The 22,183-nt window shown below is 41.9% G+C and carries 23 protein-coding genes and 1 riboswitch; of the genes, 21 read left to right on the plus strand and 2 right to left on the minus strand.

Annotation, left to right across the window (positions count from 1 at the left end):
- Positions 1-69 precede the first annotated feature (69 nt).
- The 5 genes from resD to aroD all read left to right on the plus strand — a co-directional run bounded on the left by resD (position 70) and on the right by aroD (position 5,261).
- Positions 70-792, plus strand: coding sequence for a DNA-binding response regulator ResD (gene resD, locus CVV77_RS01380; RefSeq protein ID WP_004398187.1), 723 nt, complete (start codon positions 70-72; stop codon positions 790-792).
- Positions 789-2,558 (plus strand): sensor histidine kinase ResE, encoded by a 1,770-nt coding sequence (resE, locus tag CVV77_RS01385; protein WP_019258782.1) that lies wholly within the window; start codon positions 789-791, stop codon positions 2,556-2,558. The genes resD and resE overlap by 4 nt, the downstream gene beginning before the upstream one ends.
- Before the next feature lie 203 nt (positions 2,559-2,761).
- Positions 2,762-3,346: an RNA polymerase sigma factor SigX gene (gene sigX / locus CVV77_RS01390; RefSeq protein ID WP_004398184.1), complete on the plus strand. Its 585-nt coding sequence runs from the start codon at positions 2,762-2,764 to the stop codon at positions 3,344-3,346.
- Positions 3,282-4,391, plus strand: a complete 1,110-nt coding sequence (locus CVV77_RS01395) for a GerMN domain-containing protein (protein ID WP_100274461.1) — start codon at positions 3,282-3,284, stop codon at positions 4,389-4,391. The genes sigX and CVV77_RS01395 overlap by 65 nt, the downstream gene beginning before the upstream one ends.
- Before the next feature lie 102 nt (positions 4,392-4,493).
- A complete protein-coding gene (aroD, locus tag CVV77_RS01400; RefSeq protein WP_100274462.1) occupies positions 4,494-5,261 on the plus strand; it encodes a type I 3-dehydroquinate dehydratase in 768 nt (255 codons plus the stop codon).
- Positions 5,262-5,303: 42 nt separating this feature from the next.
- Here aroD and serA read toward each other — a convergent pair whose 3' ends face one another.
- A complete protein-coding gene (serA, locus tag CVV77_RS01405) occupies positions 5,304-6,881 on the minus strand; it encodes a phosphoglycerate dehydrogenase (RefSeq protein WP_004398181.1) in 1,578 nt (525 codons plus the stop codon).
- A 206-nt stretch (positions 6,882-7,087) separates the two neighbouring features.
- Positions 7,088-7,222: riboswitch (FMN riboswitch) on the plus strand.
- A 152-nt stretch (positions 7,223-7,374) separates the two neighbouring features.
- Between serA and fmnP the strand changes: the two genes are divergently transcribed.
- On the plus strand, positions 7,375-7,947 hold the full coding sequence (gene fmnP / locus CVV77_RS01410) for a riboflavin transporter FmnP (protein WP_004398177.1): 573 nt from the start codon (positions 7,375-7,377) through the stop codon (positions 7,945-7,947).
- A 38-nt stretch (positions 7,948-7,985) separates the two neighbouring features.
- Here the strand turns inward: fmnP and CVV77_RS01415 are convergent, their stop codons facing one another.
- A complete protein-coding gene (locus tag CVV77_RS01415) occupies positions 7,986-8,234 on the minus strand; it encodes a ferredoxin (protein ID WP_003225461.1) in 249 nt (82 codons plus the stop codon).
- 265 nt (positions 8,235-8,499) lie between these two features.
- On the opposite strand from CVV77_RS01415, the gene CVV77_RS01420 reads away from it, so the two are divergent.
- From CVV77_RS01420 to cmk, 15 genes are all read left to right on the plus strand, one after another.
- Complete coding sequence (locus tag CVV77_RS01420; RefSeq protein ID WP_100275119.1) at positions 8,500-9,558, plus strand: YpbB family protein; 1,059 nt, start codon at positions 8,500-8,502, stop codon at positions 9,556-9,558.
- Complete coding sequence (locus tag CVV77_RS01425) at positions 9,551-11,041, plus strand: RecQ family ATP-dependent DNA helicase (RefSeq protein WP_100274463.1); 1,491 nt, start codon at positions 9,551-9,553, stop codon at positions 11,039-11,041. The genes CVV77_RS01420 and CVV77_RS01425 overlap by 8 nt, the downstream gene beginning before the upstream one ends.
- 26 nt (positions 11,042-11,067) lie before the next feature.
- On the plus strand, positions 11,068-11,670 hold the full coding sequence (locus CVV77_RS01430; protein ID WP_181280833.1) for a CPBP family intramembrane glutamic endopeptidase: 603 nt from the start codon (positions 11,068-11,070) through the stop codon (positions 11,668-11,670).
- Entirely contained in the window at positions 11,621-12,373 is a 753-nt protein-coding gene (locus tag CVV77_RS01435; RefSeq protein ID WP_100274464.1) for a LysM peptidoglycan-binding domain-containing protein, read from the plus strand. Before CVV77_RS01430 ends, CVV77_RS01435 begins: the two co-directional genes overlap by 50 nt.
- 63 nt (positions 12,374-12,436) lie before the next feature.
- Positions 12,437-12,880, plus strand: coding sequence for a YpbF family protein (locus tag CVV77_RS01440; protein WP_004398163.1), 444 nt, complete (start codon positions 12,437-12,439; stop codon positions 12,878-12,880).
- 83 nt (positions 12,881-12,963) lie between these two features.
- On the plus strand, positions 12,964-13,743 hold the full coding sequence (locus CVV77_RS01445) for a metallophosphoesterase (protein WP_100274465.1): 780 nt from the start codon (positions 12,964-12,966) through the stop codon (positions 13,741-13,743).
- Between the two features lie 158 nt (positions 13,744-13,901).
- Positions 13,902-14,486, plus strand: coding sequence for a genetic competence negative regulator (locus tag CVV77_RS01450; protein ID WP_003230533.1), 585 nt, complete (start codon positions 13,902-13,904; stop codon positions 14,484-14,486).
- A gap of 155 nt (positions 14,487-14,641) precedes the next feature.
- Positions 14,642-15,916, plus strand: a complete 1,275-nt coding sequence (gene gudB, locus CVV77_RS01455) for an NAD-specific glutamate dehydrogenase (protein ID WP_004398159.1) — start codon at positions 14,642-14,644, stop codon at positions 15,914-15,916.
- A gap of 107 nt (positions 15,917-16,023) precedes the next feature.
- Positions 16,024-16,998, plus strand: a complete 975-nt coding sequence (locus CVV77_RS01460) for a YpdA family putative bacillithiol disulfide reductase (protein ID WP_100274466.1) — start codon at positions 16,024-16,026, stop codon at positions 16,996-16,998.
- A 119-nt stretch (positions 16,999-17,117) separates the two neighbouring features.
- A complete protein-coding gene (gene prsW / locus CVV77_RS01465) occupies positions 17,118-17,774 on the plus strand; it encodes a glutamic-type intramembrane protease PrsW (protein WP_004398155.1) in 657 nt (218 codons plus the stop codon).
- A 153-nt stretch (positions 17,775-17,927) separates the two neighbouring features.
- Entirely contained in the window at positions 17,928-18,839 is a 912-nt protein-coding gene (gene sleB, locus CVV77_RS01470; RefSeq protein WP_004398152.1) for a spore cortex-lytic enzyme, read from the plus strand.
- Positions 18,840-18,874: 35 nt separating this feature from the next.
- Positions 18,875-20,227 (plus strand): germination protein YpeB, encoded by a 1,353-nt coding sequence (gene ypeB, locus CVV77_RS01475; protein WP_004398151.1) that lies wholly within the window; start codon positions 18,875-18,877, stop codon positions 20,225-20,227.
- Between the two features lie 96 nt (positions 20,228-20,323).
- Complete coding sequence (dgrA, locus tag CVV77_RS01480) at positions 20,324-20,980, plus strand: cyclic di-GMP receptor DgrA (RefSeq protein WP_100275121.1); 657 nt, start codon at positions 20,324-20,326, stop codon at positions 20,978-20,980.
- A 44-nt stretch (positions 20,981-21,024) separates the two neighbouring features.
- A complete protein-coding gene (locus CVV77_RS01485) occupies positions 21,025-21,201 on the plus strand; it encodes a YpfB family protein (RefSeq protein WP_100274467.1) in 177 nt (58 codons plus the stop codon).
- 78 nt (positions 21,202-21,279) lie between these two features.
- On the plus strand, positions 21,280-21,954 hold the full coding sequence (gene cmk / locus CVV77_RS01490; RefSeq protein ID WP_019258767.1) for a (d)CMP kinase: 675 nt from the start codon (positions 21,280-21,282) through the stop codon (positions 21,952-21,954).
- Positions 21,955-22,183: the final 229 nt, after the last annotated feature.

Here is a 22,183-nt window from a genome sequence, read left to right on the forward strand (position 1 = left end):
GACACAGTTCTCAAACTTTCTCACGATTTGATAAAATGAAAGTAACAGAAGGAAAGCAGGGGGAAAACGATGGACCAAACGAACGAAACCAAAATATTAGTAGTTGATGACGAAGCCAGAATTCGCCGCCTTTTAAGAATGTATCTTGAACGTGAAAATTATGTCATAGACGAAGCGGAAAATGGTGATGAAGCCATTGCCAAAGGGCTTGAAGCCAATTATGACTTAATTTTGCTTGATCTGATGATGCCGGGGACTGACGGAATTGAAGTGTGCCGGCAAGTTCGTGAAAAAAAAGCGACACCAATTATCATGTTGACCGCAAAAGGAGAAGAAGCAAACCGGGTGCAGGGGTTTGAAGCGGGAACAGATGATTATATTGTCAAGCCGTTCAGCCCGAGAGAAGTCGTGTTGCGGGTAAAGGCCCTTTTGAGAAGAGCATCCCAAACCTCTTATTTCAATGCCAATACACCGACGAAAAATGTGCTCGTGTTTTCACATCTGTCCATTGACCATGATGCTCACCGTGTAACGGCTGATGGAACAGAAGTAAGTCTGACGCCGAAAGAGTATGAGCTTCTATACTTCTTAGCGAAAACACCTGATAAAGTGTATGATCGGGAAAAGCTGCTGAAAGAAGTGTGGCAATATGAGTTTTTTGGTGATCTGCGGACAGTAGACACTCACGTCAAACGCTTGAGAGAAAAACTGAATAAGGTATCTCCGGAAGCTGCGAAAAAAATTGTCACCGTATGGGGTGTAGGCTATAAATTTGAGGTAGGCGCTGAATGAAATTTTGGAAAAGCGTAGTAGGCAAGCTGTGGTTTACGATCCTTTCACTCGTCTTGATCGTATTATTCATTTTGACGGTTCTTTTGCTCGAATTTATTGAAAATTACCATGTGGAAGAAGCCGAGAATGATTTAACACAGCTTGCGAATAAAGTTGCTGTCATCATAGAAAATCACGAGGACCAGGCACTGGCAAGATCAATCACTTGGGAGCTCGCTGATAATCTAACAAGCATTGCCATCATTCAGGATGAGAAAAAGTATTGGTATTCTCCGAATGATAAAAATCGCCTGTCGTCCATTACGGTTGAGCAAATACAGCATGACAAAGACTTAAATAATGCTCTCCAAGATCATAAAAAAGTAAGCAAACGAACGGTGCTGAGCAATACAGACACGGATAATGAACGCCTGATTGTAGGTGTCCCGTATGAAAAAGACGGAAAGAAAGGCATGGTCTTTTTATCCCAGTCTTTGCTTGCCGTTAAAGATACAACAAAACACACGACCCGCTATATCTTTCTGGCCGCGGGGATTGCAATTGTACTGACAACGTTTTTCGCTTTCTTTTTATCAAGCAGGGTCACGTATCCGCTTCGAAAAATGAGAGAGGGCGCACAAGACTTGGCGAAAGGCAAGTTCGATACAAAAATCCCGATTTTAACTCAGGATGAAATCGGTGAACTGGCAACCGCTTTTAATCAAATGGGCCGGCAGCTTAACTTTCATATTAATGCGCTCAATCAAGAAAAAGAACAGCTTTCTAACATTTTGAGCAGTATGGCTGACGGGGTTATTACCATTAATATTGACGGTACGATTCTTGTGACAAACCCGCCGGCTGAACGTTTTCTTCAGGCTTGGTATTATGAGCAGAATATGAATATCAAAGAAGGCGATAACCTTCCGCCTGAAGCAAAAGAGCTGTTCCAAAACGCTGTCAGCACTGAAAAAGAACAAATGATTGAGATGACGCTGCAAGGCAGATCATGGGTGCTCTTGATGTCGCCCCTTTATGCGGAATCGCATGTCAGAGGAGCGGTTGCCGTGCTGCGCGACATGACTGAAGAACGCCGCCTTGATAAGCTGCGTGAAGATTTTATCGCAAATGTCAGCCATGAGCTGAGAACACCGATTTCCATGCTTCAGGGATACAGTGAAGCAATTGTCGATGACATTGCAAGCTCCGAAGAAGACCGGAAAGAAATTGCCCAAATCATTTATGACGAATCGCTGCGAATGGGCCGCTTAGTCAATGATTTGCTTGATTTAGCCCGAATGGAATCAGGCCATACAGGCTTGCATTATGAAAATATCAACGTCAATGAATTTTTAGAGAAAATCATTCGGAAATTTTCGGGCGTTGCTAAAGAAAAAAATATTGCTTTACATCAAGACATTTCTCTCACAGAAGAGGAGTTTATGTTTGATGAAGACAAGATGGAGCAGGTATTTACCAATTTGATCGATAACGCGCTGCGGCATACTTCATCCGGGGGCAGCGTTTCCATTGCAGTCCATTCTGTGAAGGATGGATTGAAAATTGATATCAAAGACTCTGGATCCGGCATACCGGAAGAAGACCTGCCATTTATCTTTGAGCGGTTCTATAAGGCAGATAAAGCGCGGACAAGAGGCAGAGCAGGAACCGGGCTTGGGCTGGCTATCGTTAAAAATATCGTAGAAGCCCACAACGGATCGATTACGGTGCACAGCCGAATGGATAAAGGAACGACATTTACATTTTATATTCCGACAAAACCATAAAATTCGGTCTGAATTTGCCGAAGAATCTTGTTCCATAAGAAACACCCGCTGATAAAGCGGGTGTTTTTTTAAAAGCCAATATTAATAAAATTTAAGGATATGTTAATATAAATTCCCTTCCAAATTCCAGTTTCTCGTAATATAGTTGTAATGTAACTTTTCAAGCTATTAATACGACAAAAAAGTGAACGGAGGGGTTTCAAATGGAAGAAACCTTTCAATTGTTATATGAAACATATCATCAAGATTTGTATCAATTTTTATTTTATATGGTAAAGGATAAAAGCCAGGCAGAAGATCTTCTTCAGGAGGTTTATATCCGGGTATTAAATTCTTACCATACGTTTGAAGGAAGAAGCAGTGAAAAAACATGGCTTTTGTCGATCGCACGCCATGTTGCGATAGACTGGTTCCGTAAACAGCAGACGATCAGACAGCGTATCCTCGGCACGTTTGATTGGGATACACAGGATGTCAGAGATCAGCAATTGCTTCCGGACGAACTTGCGGTTCAACATGAAAATGTCCGGGAAATTTATGCTGCGCTTGATCAATGCACGATCGATCAAAGAGCTGTGATTATCTTGCGGTTTATTCAGGGATATTCAATTCAGGAAACAGCCAATGCTCTGCGCTTCTCGGAAAGCAAAGTAAAAACGACCCAACATAGAGGGCTCAAAGTACTTCGGAAACATATGGAGCTTTTGAGGGAGGAGCTAATGGATGATGAAGTCAGATTGGAACGAAGAACAGATAAAGGAGTTGTTAAGTCAACTTCCGGCAGTTAAAGACCATCGTTCGCCTCAGGATATTTACAAGCTGCTGACGATGGCTAAAAGCAAAAAAAAGCCCGCTGTTAAGTGGATTGGCCCCGCGTGTGCCACTGCAATTGCGGTTTATATCGCCTTCATTATTTCTCCTCATTTCTTTGATCAGGCACAACCTCAACAAAAAGATGCGTCCCAAGAGAACGCTGTGACGAAAACTGAGACAGCAGACAGCCCAAAAGCTGCATCATCCCTGGATCAGACATCGTTTGTTGTTCCTGAAAAGGAACAGAACAATTACACCACTGTAGCGATTGCTGATGCCGAAACATCCGCAATTATACCCATCAGCATCAAAAAAACAAACGCAGACCAAACGATACAGGATATGTTGTCTAAAAGTAGTGAATTGGATATCCTTGATCATCCTATTACGATTCCATCCTTCATAGATGAAGTAGAGGTAAAGGAAAAACCAAAGCAAAAGGAATTAAGTATACGAGTCCATCAGCTCATTACGGCTTTTTCTGTAAAAGATGATACACTGTTAAAAAAACTGCTGAAAGAATCCTTAAAGTGGAGTCCTTATGAAAAAATAAAATTTTTATTGGATCAAAAAAATGAGGACGGGGCCGTTATTGGTTCTTATGGCACTTTTACGGAAATTCCTATTCCAAAACAGTCGAAAAGAGCCTACTACTTGTACCAAAATAAACAAGGACAAGACTTTCTCGTTCCGTCAGAAAAAACGTTTGGTACAGTAAAAGAAGCGGTTAAGGAAATGGAATCGAGTAGCCAAAAAGATACAACACCTCTTATTCAGGAGGGTACTGTCCAATCTGTAACGAAGAAACAGAAACACTTATATATCCACTTCTCAAAAGACTCAGAAGTTGAGGATTCTATTGCCGGTATTTTAATGCTTGAGGGACTACTTTTAACAGCAAAGGAGTTTGGTTTTACAGAAGTGACCTTTACGGAAACCAGAACAAAAAAAATCGGCAGATATGACGTATCAGATGCTATTCCGGTACCAGCTGCTCCAAATCCGATTTCCATAAACTAAAAAAGGGCCCTTTAAGGCTCTTTTTTTAGTTTATAGAAATTTTCAAAAAATAGTTGTGCGTGTATAATAAAACAAGGTAACGATTGAAAGGATTTGAGACGAGTGAACGTGTTAACAATCAAAGGAGTTTCCATCGGAGAAGGGATGCCGAAAATTATCGTTCCGCTGATGGGAAAAACGGAAAAACAAATTTTGAACGAAGCAGAAGCTGTAAAATTGCTGAATCCGGACATAGTGGAGTGGCGAGTCGACGTTTTTGAAAAAGCAAATGACGTAGAAACCGTCACAAAAATGATTTCTAAGCTTCGGGAGTCTTTAGCGGACAAGCTGTTTCTATTTACATTCAGAACCCATAAAGAAGGAGGGAGCATGGAAATGGACGAAAGCTCCTATCTTGCTTTGCTGGAGGCGGCAGTCCAAACAAAAGAGATCGATCTGATAGACATTGAATTATTTTCAGGAGATACAAATGTGAAAGCGGTAGTATCCTTGGCGGAAGAAAACAATGTCTATGTAGTGATGTCAAATCATGATTTTGAGAAAACGCCTGCGAAAGATGAGATTCTTTCGAGACTTCGGAAAATGCAGGATTTAGGGGCGCATATTCCAAAAATGGCTGTCATGCCGAATGATACAGGAGATCTCTTAACGCTGCTTGATGCGACGTATACAATGAATACAAAATATGCAGACCGTCCAATCATTACAATGTCAATGGCTGCAACAGGACTGATCAGCAGGCTGAGCGGTGAGGTTTTTGGATCAGCTTGCACTTTTGGTGCGGGAGAAGAGGCGTCGGCACCTGGTCAGATACCTGTTTCTGAGCTGAGGAGTGTCTTAGACATTTTGCACAAAAACATACGAGTATAGAACAATAAAAAAACTCAAGCTATATAGCTTGAGTTTTTTTGATTATGGAAGGTCAATGAGCTTTACAGACACAATATCAGGAACATCTGTTAGTTCTTTCACAATTTTATCTTCCAGATGTCTGTCAAAGGAAAGCATCATGATGGCTTCTCCGCCTTTTTCTTTACGGCCAACCTGCATGGTTGCAATGTTAATATCGTTATCTCCGAGAATACGTCCTACTCGGCCGATGACACCTGTTGTATCCCGATGCTGGATATATACCAAGTGACCCGTCGGATAAAAATCGATATTAAATCCGTTGATCTCGACAATACGCTCTCCGAAATGAGGAATATACGTAGCCGTCACAGTAAAGGTGCTGCGGTCTCCTGTCACTTTTACGCTGATGCAGTTATCGTATCCAGATTCAGAAGAGGAAATTTTTTCACTGAAGCTGATGCCGCGTTCTTTTGCGACACCCCCGGCATTGACTTCGTTAACAGTTGAGTCAACGCGCGGTTTTAAAAAGCCTGACAGTAGGCTTTTTGTAATAAACGATGTTTCAAGTTTGGCAATTGTGCCTTCGTATTGAATGGCAACATCCTGTACCGGCTCTTTCATGCATTGGGATACGAGGCTGCCAATTTTTCCTGCGATTTGATGGTAAGGCTTAATCTTAGCGAATTCATCTTTTGTCATGGCAGGAAGGTTGATAGCTGACATCACAGGAAGACCTTTTGCGAACTGCAGAACTTCTTCTGACACTTGAGCCGCGACATTCAGCTGAGCTTCTTTAGTTGATGCTCCCAAGTGAGGAGTGGCAATGACTAATGGATGATCAACGAGTTTATTGTCAACTGGCGGTTCAACTTCAAAAACGTCAAGCGCCGCTCCGGCAACATGCCCGTTTTCCAAAGCTTCGAGAAGTGCTGCTTCATCGATAATACCGCCTCGCGCACAGTTAATTAAGCGAACACCTTTTTTCGTTTTTGCAATCGTTTCTTTATTCAATAATCCTTTTGTTTCTTTTGTTAAAGGCGTGTGAACGGTAATAATATCCGCGCTTTCAAGCACTTCTTCAAAGGTACGGCTGTTTACGCCGATTTTTTTTGCTCTTTCTTCAGTTAAGAAAGGATCAAACACGTGAACGGTCATACCGAACGCTCTCGCACGCTGTGCAATTTCGCTTCCGATTCGGCCTAATCCGACAATCCCAAGCGTTTTTCCGTAAAGCTCTGAACCGACATAAGCTGTGCGGTTCCACTCTCTGGATTTCACTGAGATATTAGCCTGAGGAATGTGTCTCATTAAAGAAGAGATCATCGCAAATGTATGCTCAGCTGTCGAAATGGTGTTGCCGTTTGGAGCGTTAATCACGATTACCCCGTGTTTAGTCGCTTCGTCAATGTCGATATTATCTACACCGACACCGGCTCTTCCGACAATTTTTAAAGAAGTCATTTTTTTGAAAAGGTCTTCTGTTACTTTTGTCGCGCTCCGCACCAAAAGAGCATCAAAAGTATGTAATTCATTCTCTGCATCTGCTACGTTTTTTTGAACGATTTCAATAAAGTCTGATTCAATAAGTGGTTGTAAGCCGTCGTTGCTCATTTTGTCTGAGACCAATACTCGAAACATCGTTAGATTTCCTCCTAAATTGACAAACTAAATATCTGATAATTTAACATATTCTCAATAGAGTGTCAACGTGTATTGACGCAGTAAAGGATAAAAGCAAAGCTTGAAAATCAATGTTTTTACAGCTTTCAAGTATTATATATAATTTGAAGCAATTCTCTATACAGCCAACCAGTTATCGTTTATAATGGAACTAAATTCATATGATCAATCTTCGGGGCAGGGTGAAATTCCCTACCGGCGGTGATGAGCCGATGGCTCTAAGCCCGCGAGCTGTTTTTACAGCAGGATTCGGTGAAATTCCGGAGCCGACAGTATAGTCTGGATGGGAGAAGATGGAGGTTCATAAGCGTTTTGAAATTAGATTTTCAAACGTTTCTTTGCCTAGCCTAATTTTCGAAACCCCGCTTTTATATATGAAGCGGTTTTTTTATTGGCTGGAAAAGAACCTTTCCGTTTTCGAGTAAGATGTGATCGAAAAGGAGAGAGTAAAGTGAAAGTAAAAAAATTAGTTGTGATTAGTATGCTGAGCAGCATTGCATTTGTTTTGATGCTGTTAAATTTCCCGTTTCCGGGTCTTCCGGATTATTTAAAAATTGATTTTAGCGATGTGCCCGCTATTATTGCCATTCTGATTTACGGACCTTTGGCGGGTATTGCCGTAGAAGCGATAAAAAACGTTCTTCAATATATCATTCAAGGAAGCATGGCCGGAGTTCCTGTAGGGCAAATTGCGAATTTTATCGCAGGAACACTCTTTATATTGCCGACTGCTTTCCTATTTAAAAAGCTGAATTCAGCAAAGGGCTTGGCTGTCAGTCTGCTTTTAGGAACTGCAGCGATGACAATTTTAATGAGTATTTTAAATTATGTTCTGATTCTCCCGGCGTACACGTGGTTTTTACATTCACCGGCATTATCTGACAGCGCGCTGAAAACAGCGGTCGTCGCAGGTATCCTGCCGTTTAACATCATAAAAGGGATTGTGATTACAATAGTATTCTCACTGATTTTCATCAAGCTTAAGCCATGGATTGAACAGCAGCGAAGCGCGCATATCCATTAAATGAAAAAAGCTCCCGCAGGGGAGCTTTTTTGTTACTTCTATTCAAATTTAAGCGGGTCGCCTTCAAATGGCTCATCCGCCACTTTGATGGAATCAGTAGGGCATCCTTCAAATGCGTCAATCATATCTTCTTCCAGTACCTCAGGAACTTCGACAACGCCTTTGTTTTCATCAAGCGTTACGAACGCGATGCCTTCATCATCGTAATCGTAAATGTCTGGTGCAGCAGCTCCGCAAGCGCCACATGCAATACATGTATCTTTGTCTACGATTGTATACTTTGCCATGAATAAAACCTCCCAGATTGTTCTTGGTGGAACAAATGGATCAATCTTTATATTTAATCAATTTAACACCTATTCCTCTTACTTATTGTAATGATGTTGCTGCCACATTTCAACAGAAAAATGATTGAGAATGCTTATCACATAAGGGGTTATCTACATAACATCCCCCTTAATGATGACTTTAAACGTCGATTTCTGTTTAAAATCTGTTAAAATAAAAAGAGCAAATCAACGATTTTTGTCAGGAAGAATGTGGGTGGATAAGTTGTCATTAAATTATTTCGATATTATGGTTCTCGATTGCCTTTGCAAAATAAACGGAGAACGGTCGGGAAGTGCTGTTTTTCACCTATTCAAAGGCAAAAGATCGTCACAAACCATTCAAGATGCCGGCTTATTTCAGACTGCAAAATACTTTGGAATGGCTCAGCAATGTTCGAGAAGCGATATTTCAGCGTCACTCACCAATCTTGAACAGCATTCATATCTCGAACCAATGCCTGAAACAGATACATACAAGGTGACAGCCAGCGGCGAAGCAGCATTGAGGCATGTTCTCAGTGAACGCCCCTGGCCCGCTCACTGCCACGGCGCTTATTACCAGCAGGCTGCCGGCGTACTTTGGAAAAGGCTTTCGCTGCTTGTGCAAGTCTTATCTCATAAACAGCGAGGGAGCAGGCAGTATATCCCTGTCACAAACGATTATAAGACAATTCACTGGGTAAAGAAATACCTGTCCCGGCATACGGATCATATAGAGATGGCAAACAGCCTTTTTGCTATGCTGGAGGAGAATTTGCATAAGATTGATGACAAAGCAGCGCAAATTCTTGTCTACTCCTTAACCTCGCACGATAGGATCGGTTATACGAGCAGGCAGCTTGCTGACACGCTGAAAGAAGATGAATGGTATGTTTATGTCATGTTTTGGGCTTCAGTACATTATTTTATTCATTCTCTTCCGGAGTGTGAACATTCTCTGTTAAAGGATCTCCTCTCTGATGTGTATTTAGAGAATGCCCTGACAGAGTCAACGAGGAAAACATGGCAGATGGTCAAACAAGGGATCCCGATACAGCGAATTGCCGAAATCAGAAAGCTGAAAACAGCGACAATCGAAGACCATATTGTCGAGATTTCTCTCCATGAGCCTGCGTTTATGATTGATGACTATGTATCAGCGGAAGACCAGCTCCACATTGCAGCGTTTGCCAAACGGATGCGTACGAACAAAATCAAACAAATTCGCGACGGCCTGGAGCAGCAATTCAGCTACTTTCAAATCAGACTGGCATTGACAAAGCAGGTGCAGCAATATGACTAAATTACAGCAAACGTTATATCAGTTTTTTGGTTTTACTTCCTTTAAAAAAGGGCAGGAGGACATTATTAGAAGCATACTTAGCGGGAAGGATACCATTGCGATGCTTCCGACTGGGGGAGGAAAATCGCTTTGCTACCAGCTGCCTGGCTATATGCTTGACGGCATGGTATTAATCGTTTCTCCATTGCTTTCTTTAATGGAGGATCAGGTACAGCAGCTGAAAGCACGTGGTGAAAAGCGTGCGGCCGCTTTGAACAGCATGCTTAGCAGGCAGGAAAGACAATTCGTTTTGGAGCATATTCATCGCTATAAATTTTTGTACTTGTCTCCTGAGGCTTTGCAGTCGCCATATGTATCGGAAAAATTGAAAAGTGTCCCGATCAGCTTATTCGTAATTGATGAAGCGCATTGTATATCTGAATGGGGACACGACTTCAGACCTGACTATTCAAAGCTCGGACAGCTGAGAAAAAAACTTGGGCACCCGCCCGTTCTGGCATTGACCGCTACAGCTACAAAGGATACGCTGCAAGATGTCATGAACCTGCTAGAACTGCAGCATGCCGAACGGCATCTCAACTCAGTCAATCGACCAAACATCGCGCTCAGGGTGGAAAATGCGGCGGATACTGCCGAAAAAATAAATAGGGTCATTCAGCTGGTTGAAAACCTGCAAGGTCCGGGAATTGTTTATTGCCCGACACGGAAATGGGCTGAGGAATTAGCGGGTGAAATTAAAAGCAAAACGAGCAGCAGAGCCGACTTTTACCATGGCGGTATGGAGTCTGGCGACAGGATTTTAATTCAGCAGCAGTTTATTCATAATCAGCTTGATGTGATATGTTGTACGAATGCGTTTGGAATGGGTGTCGATAAACCTGATATCAGATATGTGATTCATTTTCACCTCCCGCAGACGGCTGAAGCTTTTATGCAGGAAATCGGCAGAGCGGGACGCGATGGAAAACCTAGTGTCAGCATTTTGCTGCGGGCGCCAGGGGATTTTGAATTGCAGGAGCAGATTATCCAAATGGAGAGTGTTACAGATGAAGAAATCGCCAATGTGATCCGTGTGCTTGAGGAGACGGAGGAGCGGGATGAGAGAAGGCTGCGTGATGTATTAATGCAGTATGGTGTCGGAGAGACACAAGCCCGTATGATGATTCATCTCTTTATGCAGGGGAAAACATCAATTGAACTGATAAAGCGGGAGATTTCATATCGCATGGAGCTGAAGCTGGAAAAAATGCGCCGTGTATCTTTTCTGCTTCAGCGTGATGGCTGTTTAAGGCAATCTATGTTAACCTATTTTGATGAATCATACGAGCCTGATGACGGAAACCTCCCATGCTGTTCACATTGCGGTTTTGATCTATCCTTGTATGAACAAAAAGGAGAACGGAGTAAAAAGGTGCCATTAGACAGCTGGAGTTCGGAATTGCAACGGATATTCAGCTTGCAGACTGTAGGTGAGCTGAACTGAAACAGCAAAAGGATTTCATTCAGTATATGTCTGACCGTGATATGCTGAAGCAGTTATATTTGACGCAGCTTTTGATCATCATCGTCGCAGCTGGAGCTGGATTGTTCTTTTTTACGGATGCAAGGGACGTACTAAAGCTCTGGGATATTCGCGATATGCGAATCATATGGTATGGTGTTTCTGTTGCGGTTATTGTTATTTTAGCCGATATGGCAGTAATGAAATGGTGTCCGCCTCATTTATATGATGACGGCGGAATCAATAAAAAAATATTCAGTAAGAGGTCAATCCCTCATATTATATTTTTAACGCTTCTGATTGCTTTCGCGGAAGAAATGTTATTCAGAGGAGTGCTTCAGACTCATATCGGTTTATGGGCTGCCAGCATTGTATTTGCCGTTCTGCACTTTCGATATTTGTCAAAATGGCTGTTATTTATCATGGTGACAGCAATCAGCTTTTTGCTCGGTCTGATATATGAATGGACCGGTAACTTATTTGTTCCGGTGACGGCACATTTTATCATTGATGCTGTGTTTGCCTGTCAGATTCGTTTTGAACATGTGAGGAGGGATATACATGACGAACATGTCGAGAGTAGAGAGAAGAAAAGCCCAGAATCTTTATGAAGATCAAAACGCCGCCGCATTGGCGGACGATTATGTCGATGATGATGGAGAAAGCCTTCCGACAAGACAATCTGTAAAAAATCAAAAAGAACAGAAAAAAAAGCAAGGCAAAACAAAAACGCCATTATTCACTGTACTCGCTGTATTATTTGTATTTGTGCCGGTTATCGTTTTAGTGACCTTATTTTATCTCAAAAGCCACCCGGATAATCATGATGATTATGAAGATGTTTTTATCGACAGCAGCCAAAGCAAATATGAGGTTGTGCCGAAATCGGAGGAAAAAAAGGATAACGAAGACACCAAAGTGACCAAAGAGACCAAAGAGACTGCACTGCAGCAAGAGTCAAAAAAAAAGTCTGAGGATACAAGGGCAAAAGAGCCGGCAAAAACAACAACTGATCAGAAACAGCCTGCTGTAGCGGAAAAAGAAGACTCAGCAAATAAGGAGGAAGCAACCGCCGCGGCTGCTTCCTCTTCCCAACAAACAGCAGCCCGGCAAGAACAACAGCCGGCTGAACCAGTTCAACCCGAGCCGAAACGCGTTGTCAAGCACACCGTCCAGAAAAAAGAAACGCTGTACCGCATTTCCATGAAGTATTATAAAAGCAGGTCAGGAGAAGAAAAAATTCGCGCGTATAACCATCTAAATGGAAATGATGTCTACACCGGACAAGTATTGGACATCCCCTTGGTGGATTAAAGGGCATTTTTTTATTTTACGCACATATATTGTAGCAATGAAAATGGACAAGGTGTGAAGCGTATGGAATCTTTATGGAATCAGCTGGATCAGTTTACAGACGCGCCGACCAAACAGATGCTCCAAGCACTGGTGAAACGAAAACGAAAATTTGAAAATTATGCAGCACAGTGCCGCAGGTGGCGATGGACTTCACTCATTTGCCTGGGTTTATTATGTCTGATGATCATGATCAAAAGCCCGGCGCCTCAGCTCGTTCTTCAAGAAATGCTTAGCCATACTTTTTATTTATTTTGGATGATGGCAACCGCTTTTGCATACTGCACTTCATATTATTTTAAGAAAAAGGAAGAAAAAGCTGAGGGTGATTTCCATAAACTGAGATGCGAAATTATTCAGAAAAGCACTGACCTTTGGCCGCAGCCGGATAAATGGAAGGCGAGAGAGTCTGTCTTTCAAATGATGAAGCACAAATATGACATAAATCTATATTTTGAAAGTAAATAAAATGGGGCGTTTTCTCAAACGATAGAAACGTCTTTTTTTATTGTCCGTCTTATTGATAAGTTCTAAAAGAATGGAGAGTTTTTATGAAGCTATCAGTGAAAATTGCCGGTGTGCTAACTGTGGCGGCAGCGGCAATGACGGCAAAAATGTACTCAACAGCAAAAGGCAACCATCTGAAAACACATACGTTTCCTTTATCAAAAATGAAGGGCAAGTCGCCTCTTACAATCTTTTTTATTTCAGACATTCACAAGCGTCTCATCGATCAAGATCTTTTAGAAAAAGCGCGAAGCCATGCCCCTCACCTTGTTATCATCGGCGGTGATTTAGCTGAGGGCGGAGTGTCTAGTACGAGAATCGAGGAAAACATCAAAAGGCTCGCGGTTTTCGGGGTCCCTGTCGTATTTGTGTGGGGGAATAATGATTATGAAGTCAGGCAGCATGAACTGTATTCTATATTCAAAGCGCACGGTGTCATCACTCTGAGGAATGAGTCAGTTCCGTTTTCGTACAACGGCCATACGATTGGCATTGCCGGAGTTGATGATATCAGGATGGAGATGGATCATTATGAGGAAGCCATTAAAGAACTCGATAAAAGCCAGCTGAATATTCTGGTTTGCCATAACCCGGAGATCCATGAACAAATCAATGAAGCTGATGGTATTGATGCGATATTCAGCGGACATACCCATGGCGGTCAGATCAGGTTTGGAAAATTCGGCCCGTATGAACTTGGAAAAACAGGCATGATTAAAAATGCGGCGTACCTGATCAGCAATGGATATGGCACAACAAAAGTGCCTCTTCGTTTAGGTGCTGAGCCGGAAACGCACATTGTGACTCTTTGCGCGCCAGAATAACTTCTCAAAAGCAAAAATCCATAAGGCAATAAAAACTGCATTGTGCTTGTCTTACTAGTGAACTCAGTGTAAACTGATAACAATTAAGAACCTATGACTCATCATCTCATATAATGTGTTATATGATTTGTGTGCAAGTAGAGGCAGGAGGGAACGTTATGCGGCTTGAGCGTCTGAATTATAATAAGATCAAAATCTTTTTAACCCTCGATGATTTGACAGACCGGGGATTGACAAAAGAAGACCTCTGGAAGGACTCATTTAAAGTCCACCAGTTATTTAAAGATATGATGAATGAAGCTAATACAGAGCTCGGCTTTGAAGCGAATGGACCGATTGCAGTGGAAGTGTATTCTCTCCAAGCACAAGGGATGGTAGTGATCGTAACAAAAAACCAAGACGCCGATTCAGAAGACGATGAGTATGATGATGATTACATCGAAATGCAAGTCAAGCTTGATGAAAGCGCGGACATCATTTATCAATTCCATTCCTTCGAAGATATCATTCAGCTTTCAGAAAGCTTACAGCGAATCGGTATCACAGGGGGAACTGTCTACCACTATGACGGACAGTACTTTTTAAGCCTTGAAGACCTGGGATCACATACGGCTGAGGGGGTTGTGGCGGTTCTGGCTGAATACGGCAATCCGACAACTTTAACGATTTATCGCTTGCAAGAGTATGGTAAGCTCATTATGGACGGTAATGCCGTCGAGACGATACAGACTCATTTTTCATAAGAACGCACGAAAAACTGCTGATTTCACAGCAGTTTTTTTTGTTAAAAAACATGGAAAAACATAACGTTTATTCTATGCACAGATCATATGAAGGTGTATACTATTCTCTGAAAGGGAGCATGTGAGAAACAGAAGATTCTAGGAGGTTAACTCAAATGGCAGCCGATCGAAACACCGGTCATACAGAAGAGGACAAACTTGATGTATTAAAATCAACCCAAACCGTAATACATAAGGCTCTGGAGAAATTGGGATATCCTGAAGAAGTATACGAACTGTTAAAGGAGCCGATGAGATTATTAACGGTAAAAATACCTGTTCGCATGGACGACGGTTCAGTAAAAATTTTCACAGGTTATCGTGCGCAGCACAATGACTCTGTCGGTCCGACGAAAGGCGGGATACGTTTTCACCCGAACGTAACAGAAAAAGAGGTGAAGGCGCTTTCTATTTGGATGAGTTTAAAATGCGGCATAATTGATCTTCCATATGGCGGTGGTAAAGGCGGAATTGTTTGTGATCCAAGGGATATGTCGTTTAGAGAGCTGGAGCGTCTGAGCAGAGGGTATGTCAGAGCAATCAGCCAAATTGTCGGTCCGACGAAAGACGTGCCGGCGCCGGATGTATTTACAAACTCACAAATCATGGCTTGGATGATGGATGAGTATTCAAGAATTGATGAATTTAATTCGCCTGGATTTATTACAGGCAAGCCGCTTGTGCTTGGCGGATCTCACGGGAGAGAATCTGCGACAGCAAAGGGTGTAACCATCTGTATTAAAGAAGCGGCTAAGAAAAAAGGCATCGATATTAAAGGTGCGCGTGTCGTTGTCCAAGGCTTCGGAAACGCGGGAAGCTATTTGTCGAAATTTATGCACGATGCAGGGGCAAAGGTTGTCGGCATCTCAGATGCATATGGCGGACTTTACGATCCAGAAGGACTCGATATCGATTACTTACTCGACCGCCGCGACAGCTTCGGTACCGTAACAAAGCTTTTCAACGATACCATTACGAACCAAGAGCTGCTGGAGCTGGATTGTGATATCCTCGTTCCTGCTGCGATTGAAAATCAAATTACAGAAGAAAATGCCCATAATATCCGGGCTGAAATTGTCGTTGAAGCGGCAAACGGGCCAACGACGCTTGAAGGAACAAAAATTCTTTCAGACCGGGACATTCTGCTTGTACCAGATGTGCTGGCAAGTGCCGGCGGCGTAACGGTTTCTTATTTTGAGTGGGTTCAGAATAATCAAGGCTTCTACTGGAGTGAAGAAGAAGTAGAAGAAAAATTAGAAAAAATGATGGTCAAATCATTTAACAATATTTATGAAATGGCTAAAAACCGAAGAATTGACATGAGACTCGCTGCTTATATGGTCGGCGTTCGCAAAATGGCTGAAGCTTCGCGTTTTAGAGGCTGGATATAAGTTGATGATTTGCATAAAAATAAAAAATCTCCTATGATAAAATAGGAGATTTTTTTATTCGGAAATAGAAAAATATGATGAAATGCCAATCGCAGGAGTTGACGGAAATGATTCAAGAAAAAGCAATAATTATAGGCGGAGGACCTTGCGGATTATCTGCTGCCATTCACCTAAAACAAATTGGCATTGATGCCCTCGTCATCGAAAAAGGCAATGTCGTTAACAGCATTTACAATTACCCGACGCATCAAACCTTTTTCAGCTCAAGTGAAAAGCTTGAAATCGGAGACGTGGCATTTATTACGGAAAACAGAAAGCCTGTCAGAATTCAGGCTTTGTCGTATTATCGGGAAGTGGTCAAGCGGAAAAACATCCGTGTAAATGCGTTTGAAATGGTTCATAAAGTAACGAAGGCGGAAAACAATACATTCGTGATAGAGACGTCAAAAGGAACTTACACGACACCATATTGTATTATTGCAACAGGCTATTATGATCATCCAAACTATATGAACGTACCCGGTGAGGATTTGCCGAAAGTATTCCATTATTTTAAAGAAGGCCATCCGTACTTTGACAAAGATGTCGTCGTCATCGGCGGGAAAAATTCAAGTGTAGACGCTGCGCTTGAACTCGTGAAATCTGGAGCGCGTGTCACAGTTTTATACAGGGGCAATGAGTATTCGCCAAGCATTAAGCCTTGGATTCTGCCTGAGTTTGAATCGCTAGTCAGAAACGGAACAATCCGTATGGAATTTGGCGCTTGTGTAGAAAAAATCACCGAGGATGAAGTTGTATTCCGCTCCGGCGAGAAGGAACTCATTACCATTAAAAATGATTTTGTATTTGCCATGACAGGCTATCATCCCGACCATCAATTTCTTGAAAAAATGGGTGTTGAAATTGATAAAGAAACAGGACGTCCGTTTTTCAATGAAGAAACGATGGAAACAAACGTTGAAGGTATTTTTATTGCCGGGGTTATTGCTGCGGGGAACAATGCAAATGAAATATTTATTGAAAACGGCAGGTTTCATGGGGGACATATCGCAGAGGAAATCGCAAAAAGAGAAAATCATTAAAGAAAGGGAGCATATGATGAATTCGTATGCTCTTTTTGTTTTTTTAAGTGTAGACAGATGTAAAATCATAAACAACATGGTAGGATAGACTTAGGAATATAAAGGAAAGAGGTTGCCTGATGTTTGCAATCATCTCTGCAGGAATTGCCCCTGGCATCGCGCTGTTAAGTTATTTTTATTTAAAAGATCAGTATGATAATGAACCTGTACATATGGTGCTTCGGTCGTTTTTTCTAGGGGTTGTTCTTGTATTTCCCACGATGTTTATCCAGTACGTGCTTGAAAAAGAGAATGTGGGAGGCGGAAGCTTTTTCGTTTCTTTTTTATCTTCGGGGTTTTTGGAGGAATCATTAAAATGGTTTATTTTGATGGTCAGTGTTTACCCGCATGCCCACTTTGATGAGCATTATGACGGGATTGTGTACGGGGCCAGTGTATCGCTCGGTTTTGCAACCCTCGAAAATATTCTATACTTAATCGGTCACGGCGTGGAGCATGCGTTCGTCAGGGCGCTGCTGCCCGTTTCATGCCATGCCTTGATAGGCGTTATTATGGGATTTTACCTTGGGAAAGCCCGTTTTTCCGCTGATAAGACGCGTGTGAAGTGGCTTATTCTTTCTTTAGCAGTCCCGTCACTTTTGCATGGATCGTATGATTTTATCCTCACAGCACTCAGTAATTGGATTTATTATATGCTCCCATTTATGTTATTTTTATGGTGGTTTGGTTTACGCAAAGCGAAAAAAGCCCGTTCCGTCAATATGATGCAAATATAGAAGCCGCACAGAAACCGTGCGGCTTTTTTATGTGCCGATTTATCAAATGAGATTTTATGTTTTGAGGGATAACAAGGAAAGAGTGTATAAAAATAACCTCGTTACAGAAAATACGATTACACTTAAAAATTTGCTGTAGGAGGCTTGAAAAAGATGAAGTCCAAAGGATCGATTATGGCATGTCTCATCCTTTTTTCCTTTACAATAACGACGTTTATCAATACTGAAACCATCGCTGCCTTTTCGAATCAGGTCATTCAAAGAGGGGCAACAGGAGACGATGTGGTCGAACTCCAGGCGCGCCTTCAATACAATGGATACTATAACGGAAAAATTGACGGGGTTTATGGATGGGGAACGTACTGGGCAGTTCGAAATTTTCAGGATCAATTCGGGTTAAAAGAGGTTGACGGCCTTGTCGGAGCTAAAACAAAGCAAACTCTAATATCTAAATCTAAATACTATCGTGAATATGTCATGCAGCAGCTTCAAAAAGGGAATACATTCACGCATTACGGAAAAATTCCGCTGAAATACCAGACGAAACCATCAAAAGCAGCAACACAAAAAGCAAGACAGCAAGCAGAGGCGCGGCAGAAACAGCCTGCGGAAAAAACAACGCAGCAGCCTAAAGCGAATAAACAGCAAAACAATACACCTGCAAAAGCAAGAAAACAGGATGCGGTCGCTGCCAACATGCCTGGCGGATTTTCCAACAATGATATCAGGCTGCTGTCTCAGGCAGTTTATGGGGAAGCCCGGGGCGAGCCGTACGAGGGGCAGGTTGCCATTGCAGCAGTCATTTTGAACCGATTGAACAGCCCGTTATTTCCGAATTCTGTGGCCGGGGTTATTTTTGAGCCGCTTGCCTTCACAGCAGTAGCCGACGGGCAAATTTACATGCAGCCTAATGAAACGGCCCGAGAAGCAGTATTGGATGCCATCAATGGCTGGGACCCATCAGAGGAAGCGCTGTACTACTTTAACCCGGATACAGCTACAAGTCCGTGGATTTGGGGGCGTCCGCAGATTAAAAGAATCGGTAAACACATTTTCTGTGAGTAGCAGGACATGAGAAAGCATAAAAAGAGGTGTGATAAATGATCAGAGGAATTTTAATCGCCGTGCTCGGTATTGCAATTGTCGGTACAAGCTACTGGGGATACAAAGAGCACCAGGAAAAAGACGCAGTTCTTCTTCATGCTGAAAATAACTATCAGCGGGCGTTTCATGAACTTACCTATCAGATGGATCAGCTTCATGATAAAATCGGAACAACACTTGCCATGAACAGCCAAAAATCACTGTCACCTGCATTGGTAGATGTGTGGAGGATTACATCTGAAGCACATAACAGTGTCAGTCAGCTGCCGCTTACATTAATGCCGTTTAACAAAACAGAAGAGCTATTATCAAAGATCGGCGATTTCAGTTATAAAACGTCAGTCAGAGATTTGGACCAAAAGCCGCTTGATAAAAAGGAGTATACATCACTAAATAAGCTATATCAGCAATCCGAAGATATACAAAATGAACTGCGTCATGTTCAGCACCTTGTCATGAGCAAAAACCTTCGCTGGATGGACGTAGAGATGGCGCTGGCTTCTGACGAAAAACAAAGTGATAATACGATTATCAACAGCTTTAAAACTGTCGAAAAAAATGTCGGTGCATTTTCCACTGGAACTGATTTAGGCCCGAGTTTCACAAGCACAAAAAAAGAAGAGAAAGGCTTTGGCCATCTGAAAGGAAAACAAATTTCCGAACAGGAAGCAAAACAAATTGCTGAGCGCTTTGCCCCGGATGATAATTATTCAATTAAAGTGGTAAAGAGCGGGAAAAAAACAAATCGCGACGTATATAGCATCAGCATGAAAGACCCAGACCATAAAGCAGCGATTTATATGGATATTACGAAAAAGGGCGGGCATCCGGTATATTTGATCCAAAACAGAGAAGTGAAAAATCAGAAAATCAGTTTAAATGACGGATCGAACCGCGCGCTCGCCTTTTTAAAGAAAAACGGATTTGAAACAGATGATTTGGAAATTGATGAAAGTGCCCAATATGATAAAATCGGCGTATTTTCATATGTTCCTGTTGAAAATAAAGTCCGGATGTACCCAGAAGCGATTCGCATGAAAGTGGCCTTGGATGACGGTGAGGTTGTCGGCTTTTCAGCAAGAGACTTCTTAACATCCCACAGAAAAAGAAACATAGCTAAGCCAGCCATTACTGAAGAAGAAGCAAAATCCAAATTAAATAAAAATGTACAAGTGAGGGAAACAAGGCTCGCTTTGATTACAAATGAAGTTGGGCAAGAAGTGTTGTGCTATGAAATGCTCGGAACCATTGAAAACGACACATTCAGGATGTATATTAATGCTAAAGACGGATCGGAAGAAAAGGTTGAAAAACTAAAAAATGCCGAACCTATATATAAAGACCTATAAAAAATAGGAGGAAAGGACTAAATGTCTTTTCCTTTTTTTCATTACATGCTTTAATAAAAAGTGAGTATATTTGAATACGAAAGAGTGAAGTCAATGATGATAGAGATTGGGGAAAATGTACATTTAGAATATATAGAAGAAAATGAATTGAAAAAGGCAAAGAGCAAGGCAGTAAGCATCGAAAACAATGAGCTTTTGATTGCGTACCCTGTTGATGTAGTTACAGGGCGAACTGTGATTTTACATAACGATATGGAAGTAATGGTAGAGTTTGTGGGCAAAGACGAAGTTCCTTACCGCTTTACAAGCCGCATAAAAGGTAAAGTGAAAGACAAACTTCAAATGATCTGTCTTGAAGTGCCTCCCCGTGAAAAAATGAAACGAATCCAGCGCCGCCAGTATGTAAGGTCTGATGCGGTATTGGATGTGCAAATTAAGCCGGTAGATGAAAAAGAAGGGTTCCACACACTTTCCTATAATATCAGTGCAGGCGGCATCGCCGTGATTTTAGCTGATGGCCGTTCTTTTCAGTCCGGAGAATCATTGCGCCTTATCATCAGTCTTTCAGAAGAGGAGAACACACGTCAAATAGAAACAGCAGCCGTTGTCAGGCGAATCTTTGATGATCCAAAATCCAGGAAACGTAAAATGACCATTGAGTATACGGGAATCGCAGTAAGTGACCAGCAGTTCCTGCTTCAATATTGCATCCGGCGCCAGTTAAATAAGAGAAGAAAGGCCCGGATGGAATAAACATCGGCAAACACTTCCATACTATTTGTGATGGAGGTGCTCCGATGAAAACATTTGAACGGCTGCTAATTAAAATATTGTTTATTCAGTCCATCATTTTACTTAGTATCCAATTTCTTTTTCACTATCAGCATATTGAACCTTATGTATCAAAAGTGATTCAATATGAAGGGGTGGATAACATGGAGGGGGACAATAAGATTGAAACCTTCAAACATTAATTATTCATCAATTTTTCACCCTTTTTCATAAAGTTCGTGATACAATCCATAGAGGAGAAAAGAGCAAGGAGAGGAATTATGGAAAAGAAATTATCGATTGCAATCGACGGCCCGGCAGCTGCGGGGAAAAGCACCGTTGCCAAAATTGTGGCTGAGAAAAAATCGTACATATATATTGATACAGGAGCGATGTATCGGGCGATTACGTACGCGGCTTTACAGGAAAACGTTGATCTGACAGATGAAGAAAAACTGGCTGAGCTGCTAAAGCGGACAAACATTGAACTGATTACAACAAAAGAAGGACAAAAAGTACTCGTTAACGGCACCGATGTAACTGAGGCGATCAGAACAGATGAAGTCAGCAACCAAGTTTCAATTGCGGCCAAGCATAGAAGCGTCAGAGAAGAAATGGTGAAGCGCCAGCAGCAGCTTGGGGAAAAAGGCGGCGTCGTCATGGATGGACGTGATATCGGGACTCACGTGCTGCCGAATGCAGAAGTGAAGATTTTTCTTTTGGCATCTGTTGAAGAGAGAGCGAAACGCCGTTATGAAGAAAATATGAAAAAAGGCTTCGATGTCAACTACGAAACATTAATTGAGGAAATTGCAAGAAGAGACAAGCTTGATTCAGAGCGCGAAGTATCTCCCCTGCGCAAAGCAGAAGACGCTCTTGAAATCGACACGACATCTCTTTCTATTCAAGAAGTAGCTGATAAAATCCTTGAGGCAGTGGAGCAAAAGTCCCGCTGATTAAGGCGAATGCCACTTTTTTTGAATTTTTCAACGAAGAAAGAATGTTATTGCTTGACAAACCTGTCCTTTTATTAGAAGTTAATACTAATAAAACTTTTTATTGATCATTCAAAAAACTTTTTTGGATGATTCTTTAATACATATTCGGCTAAAAGCGGGCATGTTTATATGTTCAGCTTTCAAACCGTTTTAATTAAGCTGTGTAGGTTTGGACCAAGGAGGTTAT

Origin of the sequence: Bacillus sp. SN1 (assembly GCF_002796895.1) — a bacterium.
Taxonomy (GTDB): Bacteria; Bacillota; Bacilli; order Bacillales; family Bacillaceae; genus Bacillus; species Bacillus inaquosorum.

What these genes read in the sequence shown, in the direction of transcription:
- resD (WP_004398187.1), top strand. Translation starts at nt 70, where the DNA reads ATGGACCAAACGAACGAAACCAAAATATTAGTAGTTGATGACGAAGCC.
- resE (WP_019258782.1), top strand. Translation starts at nt 789, where the DNA reads ATGAAATTTTGGAAAAGCGTAGTAGGCAAGCTGTGGTTTACGATCCTT.
- sigX (WP_004398184.1), top strand. Translation starts at nt 2,762, where the DNA reads ATGGAAGAAACCTTTCAATTGTTATATGAAACATATCATCAAGATTTG.
- CVV77_RS01395 (WP_100274461.1), top strand. Translation starts at nt 3,282, where the DNA reads ATGATGAAGTCAGATTGGAACGAAGAACAGATAAAGGAGTTGTTAAGT.
- serA (WP_004398181.1), bottom strand. Translation starts at nt 6,881, where the DNA reads ATGTTTCGAGTATTGGTCTCAGACAAAATGAGCAACGACGGCTTACAA.
- CVV77_RS01415 (WP_003225461.1), bottom strand. Translation starts at nt 8,234, where the DNA reads ATGGCAAAGTATACAATCGTAGACAAAGATACATGTATTGCATGTGGC.
- CVV77_RS01425 (WP_100274463.1), top strand. Translation starts at nt 9,551, where the DNA reads ATGACTAAATTACAGCAAACGTTATATCAGTTTTTTGGTTTTACTTCC.
- CVV77_RS01430 (WP_181280833.1), top strand. Translation starts at nt 11,068, where the DNA reads ATGTCTGACCGTGATATGCTGAAGCAGTTATATTTGACGCAGCTTTTG.
- CVV77_RS01435 (WP_100274464.1), top strand. Translation starts at nt 11,621, where the DNA reads ATGACGAACATGTCGAGAGTAGAGAGAAGAAAAGCCCAGAATCTTTAT.
- CVV77_RS01440 (WP_004398163.1), top strand. Translation starts at nt 12,437, where the DNA reads ATGGAATCTTTATGGAATCAGCTGGATCAGTTTACAGACGCGCCGACC.
- CVV77_RS01445 (WP_100274465.1), top strand. Translation starts at nt 12,964, where the DNA reads ATGAAGCTATCAGTGAAAATTGCCGGTGTGCTAACTGTGGCGGCAGCG.
- CVV77_RS01450 (WP_003230533.1), top strand. Translation starts at nt 13,902, where the DNA reads ATGCGGCTTGAGCGTCTGAATTATAATAAGATCAAAATCTTTTTAACC.
- gudB (WP_004398159.1), top strand. Translation starts at nt 14,642, where the DNA reads ATGGCAGCCGATCGAAACACCGGTCATACAGAAGAGGACAAACTTGAT.
- CVV77_RS01460 (WP_100274466.1), top strand. Translation starts at nt 16,024, where the DNA reads ATGATTCAAGAAAAAGCAATAATTATAGGCGGAGGACCTTGCGGATTA.
- prsW (WP_004398155.1), top strand. Translation starts at nt 17,118, where the DNA reads ATGTTTGCAATCATCTCTGCAGGAATTGCCCCTGGCATCGCGCTGTTA.
- sleB (WP_004398152.1), top strand. Translation starts at nt 17,928, where the DNA reads ATGAAGTCCAAAGGATCGATTATGGCATGTCTCATCCTTTTTTCCTTT.
- ypeB (WP_004398151.1), top strand. Translation starts at nt 18,875, where the DNA reads ATGATCAGAGGAATTTTAATCGCCGTGCTCGGTATTGCAATTGTCGGT.
- dgrA (WP_100275121.1), top strand. Translation starts at nt 20,324, where the DNA reads ATGATAGAGATTGGGGAAAATGTACATTTAGAATATATAGAAGAAAAT.
- CVV77_RS01485 (WP_100274467.1), top strand. Translation starts at nt 21,025, where the DNA reads ATGAAAACATTTGAACGGCTGCTAATTAAAATATTGTTTATTCAGTCC.
- cmk (WP_019258767.1), top strand. Translation starts at nt 21,280, where the DNA reads ATGGAAAAGAAATTATCGATTGCAATCGACGGCCCGGCAGCTGCGGGG.